Origin of the sequence: Methylobacterium sp. P1-11, from assembly GCF_008329595.1 — a bacterium.
In the GTDB taxonomy this organism is placed as follows: Bacteria; Pseudomonadota; Alphaproteobacteria; order Rhizobiales; family Beijerinckiaceae; genus Methylobacterium.
Genome location: NZ_NPKS01000035.1, coordinates 57,382 through 65,779, shown reverse-complemented (window position 1 = coordinate 65,779; position 8,398 = coordinate 57,382). Strand labels below are relative to the sequence as shown.

Sequence of the window (8,398 nt, the reverse complement as noted above, 5' to 3'; positions counted from 1 at the left end):
CGAGCCGGAGCTGAAGATCATCGACGTGTTCATCTGCAAGCTGCGCAAGAAGCTCGCCAACGCCAGCCAGGGCAAGAACTACATCGAGACCGTCTGGGGCCGCGGCTACGTGCTGCGCGAGCCGATGGATGGCGAAGAGCGCATGGCCGTCTGATCCGACCGACCGACCGTCTCCCGAAAAACCCCGTGCGGCCCGGCCGCGCGGGGTTTTCGCATTCCGGCGGACTCCGCGGGCCTCACCGCATCCCGGTCGCGGAGAAGACCTGTGCGGCGGGCGCGATCACCACGTAGCCGCCGCAGGGCGCGGCCCGGCTGATCACCGCGCTGGCCACGCCCCAGATATAGGTGCCGCGGCGATCCTGCGCGACGACCGGGCCGCCGGAATCGCCGAAACAGACCCGGGCGCCGTTGGCCCGGGCGATGGTCAGGCCGGTGCTGCTGGCCGCGACCGGCGTCAGCGTGGCGGTGCGCAGCCGTCCGACAACGCGCCCGGACAGGCCGGCACCGGCGATCCGCAGGCTCTTCGGGACCCGGCCGGGATCGGCCGCCAAGGGCACGGGCCGCCGGTCGCGCACCGGCTCGGTCAGGCGCAAAACCGCGAGGTCGAGGGAGAGATCGGCGAGGCTGACACCCGACGTCTCGTTCGGCAGCATCTCCCCCGGATCGGGACTGTAGCGGGCGGCGACCCGTGCCCCGTAGACCGGCCGCGCCGGCTCGCTGCCGCGGAAGAACACCACCAGCGCGCCCAGCGGATCGCCGTTCACGCAATGGGCCGCGGTGAGTACGAGATCCGGGGCGATGAGCACGCCGCTGCAGCGGGTGAGACGCAGCGCCTCCTCGGGCTTCGTGATCGTGCCGATGGCGACGGTGGCCTGCGCCAGGGCGTCCCGCCCGGCCGCCGATCCGCCGTCGATCGCGGCCGCCGGCCCCGACAGGCCGAGCCCGAACGCCATGGCCGATGCCGCGGTGGCGCGCCCTGCCCCGATGGTCCCGAAGATGCTCACACGCTGCCCTTTCCCGGCCAGAGCCCCCGGACCACAGATGCCGCCCCGGCCGCGCCATGCAAGCGGCCGCGAGGACGCGGCCGCCATCACAACCGTGCCAGCGGCGGCCGGCGCAGCAATCAGCGGGCCACGGTCCAGCTGGTGGTACCGTCCTTGTTGTCCTTGACGGCGACGCCCATTGCGGCGAGCGCGTCGCGGGCCCGGTCGGAGGCGGCCCAATCCTTCGCGGCCCGGGCCGCGCGGCGCTCGGCGATCAGCGCCTCGACCGCCGCGACATCCACACCGGAGGCCGCGACCTGAGCCTGCTCGCGGTCGCTGCGGGTGCGCGTCAGGAAACCGAGGAGGTTCGCGCCGGCCCGCAAAGCGGCGGGCTCCGCCTCCGCGCCGCTCCCGAGCCGATGCAGCTCGTTGATCGCCGCCGGCGTGTTGAGGTCGTCGCAGAGCGCCTCGACCACCCCGGCCGGCATGTCGCGTGCGGCCGGCGCGTCGCCGGCGGCGTTGTACCAGCGGTCGAGCACGCGGCTGGATTCCTCCAGGCCGCGCAGGGTCCAGTCGATCGGCTGCCGGTACTGGGTCTTCAACATGGTGAGGCGCACCACCTCGCCCGGCCAGTCGTTCAGCACGTCGCGAATGGTGATGAAATTGCCGAGCGACTTCGACATCTTCTCGCCCTCCACCTGGAGGAAGCCGTTGTGCAGCCAGACATTGGCCATCACCGGCGTGCCGAAGCAGCAGCGCGACTGCGCCACCTCGTTCTCGTGATGGGGGAAGATGAGGTCGATGCCGCCGGCATGGATGTCGAAGGTCCGGCCGAGATGCTTGGCCGACATGGCCGAGCACTCGATGTGCCAGCCCGGCCGGCCCGCCGCCGCAATACCGGCCGGCGACGGCCAGGACGGCTCGCCGGGCTTGGCGGGCTTCCACAGGACGAAATCGAGCGGCGAGCGCTTGTAGGGCGCGACCTCGACGCGGGCGCCGGCCTCCATCTCGTCGAGGGGCCGCTTCGAAAGGCCGCCGTAATCCGGCATCGACGGCACGTCGAACAGCACGTGGTCCTCCGCCACATAGGCATGCCCCGACCGGACCAGCGCCTCGATCATCGTCACCATCTCGGCGATGTGGTCGGTGGCGCGGGGCTCGACGAAGCGGGGCCGCGCGCCCGGCACGTTCACGTCCTCCGGCATCAGCACGCCGAGTTCGCGCACGTCGCGGTGGAACTGCGCCAGCGTCCCATCCGTGAGTTCGCGGATGGTGATGCCGCGCTCGGCCGCACGGGCGTTGATCTTGTCGTCCACGTCCGTGACGTTGCGCGCGTAGGTGACGTGGTCCGGCCCGTAGAGGTGGCGCAGCAGCCGGAACAGCAGGTCGAAGACGATGATCGGCCGGGCGTTGCCGATATGGGCGGCGTCGTAGACGGTCGGACCGCAGGCGTAGAGGCGGACATGCTGCGGGTCGATCGGGGCGAAGGCTTCCTTGGCACCGGTCAGCGTGTTGTAGAGCCGCAACATCGGCGCCATGAAACTCATCCCCATCCCGGCGCCGCGGCTCGATCCCGGCGCCGCACCGTCGCCGGAAAACCGGCTCTGCCTTCAACGACCTGCCGGCCTCGCGCGGCGAAGAACGGCCGAAACGTGGCGGATCCGGACACCCCGCCACGCCACCCTGTTGCATCGCGGCGACGGCGCGGCCCGCGCGATGGGGCTAACCCAAAAGCGTGAGGAATTCGAGATGGCCTACGCGCCATGCGGGTAAGGCTTCCTTAACCGCGCCGTCGGACCGTCCGGGCCGCGATCCTCACGCCACAGATCCTGTGCCCAAGGACAATCCATGCGACGCTCGGCCGCCGGTTCCATTGCCCTCGCCACCGTTCTCGCCTGCGCAGGCCTGACGCATGTCGCGCGGGCCGGCACCGACGGCGAGACGCCCGCGAAGGCGCCGGCCCATATCGAGAAGACGTTCCTGATCCCGTCGAGCGATGGCTACGGCGTCGGCGAGTGCCTGACGACGCCGGGCAGCAGCTGTGGCCAAGTGGTCGCCAACGCCTGGTGCGAGGCGCAGGGTTACGCCGCCGCCAATTCCTACGGCGTGGCCGCCGCCGACGAATATACCGGCGCGATCAGCCAATCGGTCCCGGCGCCGTCCGAGCGCCCGATCCGGATCACCTGCCAGGACTGAACCACCTGCCAGGACTGTACCGGCCGCAGCCGGCCCCGGCGCCGGAACGCTCCGGTCACTTCACGAAGTCAGCACATTTCTGCGCCGGCTCGGTGCCCCAGGGCGCCAGCGGCACCGCCGAGGTCGAGTTCTTCGGCGAGCCCTGAATGACCTTGTCCGAATAGACCATGTAGATCAGCGCATTGCGCTTCGCGTCGCAGCCGCGGACGATCTGCATCGACTTGAAGATCAGCGACCGCCGCTCGCTGAACACCACCTCGCCCTGGCTGAGCTTGCCCTTGAAGGCGATCGGCCCGGTCTGGCGGCACGCCAGCGAGATGTCCGAGACATCCTCGGCCAGCCCCAGGGTGCCCTTGATGCCGCCCTTCTCGGGCTGGGTGTACCAGCAGGCCACACCCGAAACCGCCGGATCGTCGACGCCGTAGACCACGAGCTTGTCGTTGGGCGTCAGCGGACGCCAGACCGTCGACTTGTCGAAGATCCGGTCCGGCTCCTGAGCCGAAGCCGGCCCGGCCGCCGCCACGCCCAGCGCCAGAAGCCCAACATAGGTGAGACTCCGAAACAACATCGCCAGCCAATTCCCCCTCACGCTTGCCGGCCGCATGTAGGAGGGGTGTCGCGGTGTTGCGAGGGGGCGTAGTATGGCCCCGCTTCGGTTCCGAAGCGCGGATGCGCGCGGGCCTGGATTCTCCGGATCACCGCGCCCCCGATCAACGCGATGCAGCCTATGCCTCACCGCCCGATCGTCCGTTCGCTCGGCCGCCTCATCCTGAGCGCGGCCCTGGCCCTCGGACTGTCCTATCCGCTCGCTTCCGCCGTCAGTGCGCAGGAGGCCGCGGCCGGCCCGCCGCCGGCCGAAGCGCGGCCGGCACCGCAGCTGCCGTCGCCCCAGTGCCGGCGCTACCGGGCCGAGCTGACCTCACTCCAGAGCGGTGCCAGTACGACCCGCGCGCTGAACGACGAGATCGGGCGGCTGGAGGCCTATTTCCGTGGCCTCAACTGCGAGGGCGGCAAGTTCCTGTTCTTCGACACGCGGCCACCGCAATGCGGCGCGGTGGAGCAGCGGATCCGCGCCCTCAAAGCCACCTATGGCGGCGCCGTAATCGACGACAGCGGCGCCCGCAAGCGCGAACTCCAGGGGCTCGTGGCCTCCACCTGCCCGCCGCGCGAGACCTATGCCGGCTCCGGCGAGACTTATGGCCGGGGCGGCCCGCAGATGGTCTGCGTGCGCACCTGTGACGGCGGTTTCTTCCCTCTGAAGAATCTGCCCGAGGGCCGCGGCGGTGCCGACGAGATGTGCCAGGCCCTTTGCCCGGGGACCGAGGCGCAGGCCTATTCCATGCCGTACGGCGACGACGCCCTGAAGCACGCCGCCTCGGCGAAGGGCAGCCGCGCCTACACGAATCTCGCCAACGCCTTCAAATTCCGCAAGGAATTCGTGCCGAACTGCTCCTGCAAGCCGGAAGGCAAGAGCTGGGCACAATCTCTCGCGAAGGCCGAGAGCATGCTGGTCCGGCACAAGGGCGACATCTTCGTCACGCCGATGCAGGCCGAGGCCCTGTCCCGGCCGAAGGTGCGCCTGACGCTCGTCGGCCGGGCCGACCGGACTGCGGCGGAACTCGCCGCCGACGCGGCCGGCCGCGCGGGCGTCGACACGAAGGGCGGCAGCGGCATCGGCCGCGACGATGCCGGGAAGACCGACGGCGCGACGACGGCGGACGCCAAGCCGGATCACGTTGCCGTGCGCATCATCGCGCCCGACGTCATCGCGGTGCCCCAGCGCCTCACGCCCTGACGTCGGTTCCGGCCCGTCGGCCCGGAACAAAATGGGGTGTCCCGGGTTCGGCTCGTCCTGAACCGACTCGAGACAGCGATGCATCTGCTCCGCCTGATCCTCCTCGCCGGCACGGTGCTGCCTGGCCTTACGCTCGTTCAGCCCGCTAGCGCCGCACCGGGCCGGATCCTGTTGGCACAGGGAGGGCCGGACGAGCGCGGTCCCCGCGGCGGCGAACCTCCGCACGGTGGGCCGCGCCCGGAGCGGCCGCCGCAGGAGCGCCCCGGTCCGCCGCCAGGCCCGCCGGCCGCGCGAGAGCGGCCCGAGCCCCGGCCGGAGCGCGCCGCGCCGCCGCCGCGCGAGCGTCCCGAGCCCCCGGCCCAGCGTCAGCCGCAGGCAGAGCCTCCCCCGCGGGAGCGCGCACCGGAGCATCGTCCTGAGCCGCCGGCGGCGCGTCCTCCGGCTCAGGAGCGGCCGGCGCCGGCGCGGCCCGGACCCGAGCGGCAGCAGGCGCCGGATCGGGATCAGCGGCTGCCCTCCCAACCGCGCCCCGATCCTGAGCGGCCACCGGCCCCTCCGCAGCAGCGCCAGGCACCGGACCGGGACCGCCCGGGTCCGGACGCCCAATCGAACCGTCCCGCGCCGCGTGATGCCGCACCGGACCGGACGACACCGGATCGCGCGCCGCCAAGCCAGCGTCCGGGCGGACCGGCTGGACCTGGCGTGCCCGGAGACCGCCCCAAGCCCCCGGGCGCGGCGCCTGCCGAGCCCGGGGGCCCGGCCCAGCGCCTCGACGCGCAGCCCGAAAGCCGACAGCCCGAGAACCGTACTCAGCCGAATACCGGCCCTGGTGCCGTGCCGGGCCGGCCGGTGCCGCCCAACATGGCTCCGGGCGTTCCGGGACGGCCGTTCCAGCCTCAGGGCGCCCAGCCCGATGGGCGACCGCAGGCTCAGCCGAACGGCGCCCCCGGCGCTGAGCCCGGGCGGGCGGCTTCGCCCAACATGGCACCCGGCATTCCGGGACGGCCGTTCGTGCCGCCGGGACAGGCGCCCGCCCCCGGTCAGGCCCCGCCGCCCGGCGGGCCGCAGCCCGGGATGCCGCCGGGACAGGCACAAGGGGGCGGCCCCGGCCGGCTGGCCGATCCCGGCGCCTTCAACCGACCGGGTCAGCCGGGCTACGTCCCCGGCGGCTTCGGCCAGACCGACGCCGTGCGCGACTTCGAGCAGGTCCGCACGGATCGCCGCGAATTCAGGGAGGATGGCCGGACCTATTACCGGGAACCGGGCCGCATCATCGTGCAGGACCGCGACGGCTTCCTGATCCGCCACGACGAGAACGAGCGCTTCCGCACCCTCGATCCGCGCGGCTACCGTTTCGAGCGGCAGGGTGCCGACTTCTACAGCTTCGTCGACCGGCCGGGCGGCGAGCAGGTCATCACCGTGACGAACGACGACGGGCGGCTGCTGCGCCGCTACCTCCGCTATCGCGACGGCCGCGAGATCGTGCTGATCGACAACAGCTATGCCGGGCCGCTCCGCCCGATCTACGAGGACGTGGTGGTGCTGCCACCCCCGGAAATCCGGATCCCGCGGGACCGCTACGTCGTCGATTACGCCCAGGCCGACGAGGCGGAGGTCTACGAGGCGCTGACGGCACCGCCGGTGGTCGCCATCGACCGCCGCTACACCCTCGATCAGATCCGCTACAGCCCGGATCTCCGGGCCCGGCTGCGCTCGGTGGATATCAACACCATCACCTTCGACACCGGCTCGTTCACCGTCACACCCGATCAGGCGGCCAAGCTGTCGGTGATCGCCGCCGCGATGAACCGCGCCATCCAGGCCAACGCGCAGGAGGTCTTCCTGATCGAGGGCTTCACCGATGCGGTCGGCGCCGCGCTCGACAACCTGTCCCTCTCGGACCGGCGCGCCCAGTCGGTAGCGACCGTTCTCACGCAGCAATTTCGTGTGCCGCCGGAGAACCTCACCACCCAGGGCTACGGCGAGCAGTACCTCAAGGTGAACACCCAGGGCCCGTCACGGGAGAATCGCCGTGTCGTGGTCCAGCGGATCACCCCGCTGCTCCAGCAGGGACAGAGTCCGGGTCAGGCGGCCCCGCCGCCGCGCTGAGGCCGTCGCCGCGCAGGCATGTCCTGCGCGGCGGTTGACGGTTCGGCGTCAGCGCCTCACCAGCGGTTGAGGACCGCGGCGCAGGGCGACGATGGACAGCGAGGCGGATGACGGCCTGATCCGGTCGGGCACACCGGTCTTCCGCCGCACGGCGCTGGCCCTGGCGGCCGCCGGATTCTCGACCTTCGCGGTGCTCTACGCGGTCCAGCCGCTCCTGCCGATCTACACGGAGGATTTCGGCGTCTCCCCGGCCGCGAGCAGCCTCGCGCTCTCGCTGCCCTGCGGCCTGCTGGCGATGGCCCTTCTGGTCGTCAGCCCGCTTTCGGAGATCTGGGGCCGCAAGCCCGTGATGCTGGCCTCGCTGATCGCCTCGGCGTTGCTCACCATCGTGGCCGCCCTGGTCCCCGGCTGGTACGGCTTCCTGGCGCTGCGCGCGCTGACCGGCCTGACCGCTAGCGGCCTCCCCGCCGTGGCCATGGCCTACCTCGCCGAGGAAATGGACGCCCGGGCCATCGGCTTGTCGATGGGGCTGCTCGTCGGCGGCAATGCGCTGGGCGGCATGTCGGGCCGCCTGATCAGCGGCGTCATGGCGGATTTCGTGAGCTGGCGCGCCGGGCTCGCCACGATCGGCGCCCTCGCGCTCGCCGCCGCGCTGGCATTCTGGGGGGCGCTGCCACCCTCGCGCCGCTTCGTGGCGCGCCGTATGGCCTGGGGCGAGGTGCCGGGCAGCTTCACCCACCATTTCCGCGACGCCGGCCTGCCCTGGCTGTTTGCCGAGGCGTTCCTGCTGATGGGCGGCTTCGTGTGTATCTACAATTACATCGGATTCCGCCTGCTCGACCCGCCCTTCTCGCTCAGCCAAGCCGTCATCGGCCTGATCTTCTCCGTCTACCTCGCCGGGATGGTCAGCAGCCCCGTCACCGGCGAACTGGCGAGCCGCTTCGGCCGCCGCCGCGTCCTGTGGCTTGCCACGGGCGTCGGGCTCGCCGGCATCGTGATGACGCTTTCGGATCACCTCCTGCTGATCATCGCCGGCATCGTGGTCACGACGATCGGATTCTTCGGCGCCCATTCGGTGGCGAGCAGCTGGGTCGGGCGGCGGGCCACCCGCAACCGGGCGCAGGCCTCCGCGATCTATCTCAGCCTGTACTATCTGGGCTCGTCGGTGCTCGGAACCGCGGGCGGCTGGTTCTTCGTGCATTCCGGGTGGACGGGCGTGGTGCTGTTCGTGGCCGGCTTGTACGGTCTGGCGCTGATCGTCGCCCTGCGACTGTCCCGCCTACCGCCACTCGCAACCTGAAACGGAGAGACACCC

Annotated in this window: 8 protein-coding genes; 5 read left to right on the top strand and 3 right to left on the bottom strand. The window is 71.5% G+C overall.

Translation table 11 applies throughout. The features are described 5' to 3' along the window. The coding region (locus CIW48_RS26875) for a helix-turn-helix domain-containing protein (RefSeq protein ID WP_149313485.1) at positions 1-154 on the top strand (154 nt) is incomplete at its 5' end. Between the two features lie 82 nt (positions 155-236). Here CIW48_RS26875 and CIW48_RS26870 read toward each other — a convergent pair. Then, complete coding sequence (locus tag CIW48_RS26870; protein ID WP_246695432.1) at positions 237-953, bottom strand: trypsin-like serine protease; 717 nt, start codon at positions 951-953, stop codon at positions 237-239. A gap of 170 nt (positions 954-1,123) precedes the next feature. Then, positions 1,124-2,521, bottom strand: coding sequence for a cysteine--tRNA ligase (cysS, locus tag CIW48_RS26865; protein ID WP_149313483.1), 1,398 nt, complete (start codon positions 2,519-2,521; stop codon positions 1,124-1,126). Positions 2,522-2,831: 310 nt separating this feature from the next. On the opposite strand from cysS, the gene CIW48_RS26860 reads away from it, so the two are divergent. Next, a complete protein-coding gene (locus CIW48_RS26860) occupies positions 2,832-3,179 on the top strand; it encodes a hypothetical protein (protein WP_149313482.1) in 348 nt (115 codons plus the stop codon). A gap of 55 nt (positions 3,180-3,234) precedes the next feature. On the opposite strand, the gene CIW48_RS26855 is transcribed toward CIW48_RS26860, so the two are convergent. Then, complete coding sequence (locus CIW48_RS26855; RefSeq protein WP_091785614.1) at positions 3,235-3,747, bottom strand: CreA family protein; 513 nt, start codon at positions 3,745-3,747, stop codon at positions 3,235-3,237. Positions 3,748-3,906: 159 nt separating this feature from the next. Here CIW48_RS26855 and CIW48_RS26850 point away from each other — a divergent pair, with 159 nt between their 5' ends. From CIW48_RS26850 to CIW48_RS26840, 3 genes are all read left to right on the top strand, one after another. Continuing rightward, positions 3,907-4,974 (top strand): DUF2865 domain-containing protein, encoded by a 1,068-nt coding sequence (locus CIW48_RS26850; RefSeq protein ID WP_149313481.1) that lies wholly within the window; start codon positions 3,907-3,909, stop codon positions 4,972-4,974. 78 nt (positions 4,975-5,052) lie between these two features. Next, positions 5,053-7,083: an OmpA family protein gene (locus CIW48_RS26845; RefSeq protein ID WP_149313480.1), complete on the top strand. Its 2,031-nt coding sequence runs from the start codon at positions 5,053-5,055 to the stop codon at positions 7,081-7,083. A 91-nt stretch (positions 7,084-7,174) separates the two neighbouring features. Beyond that, on the top strand, positions 7,175-8,383 hold the full coding sequence (locus CIW48_RS26840) for an MFS transporter (RefSeq protein ID WP_149313479.1): 1,209 nt from the start codon (positions 7,175-7,177) through the stop codon (positions 8,381-8,383). Positions 8,384-8,398: the final 15 nt, after the last annotated feature.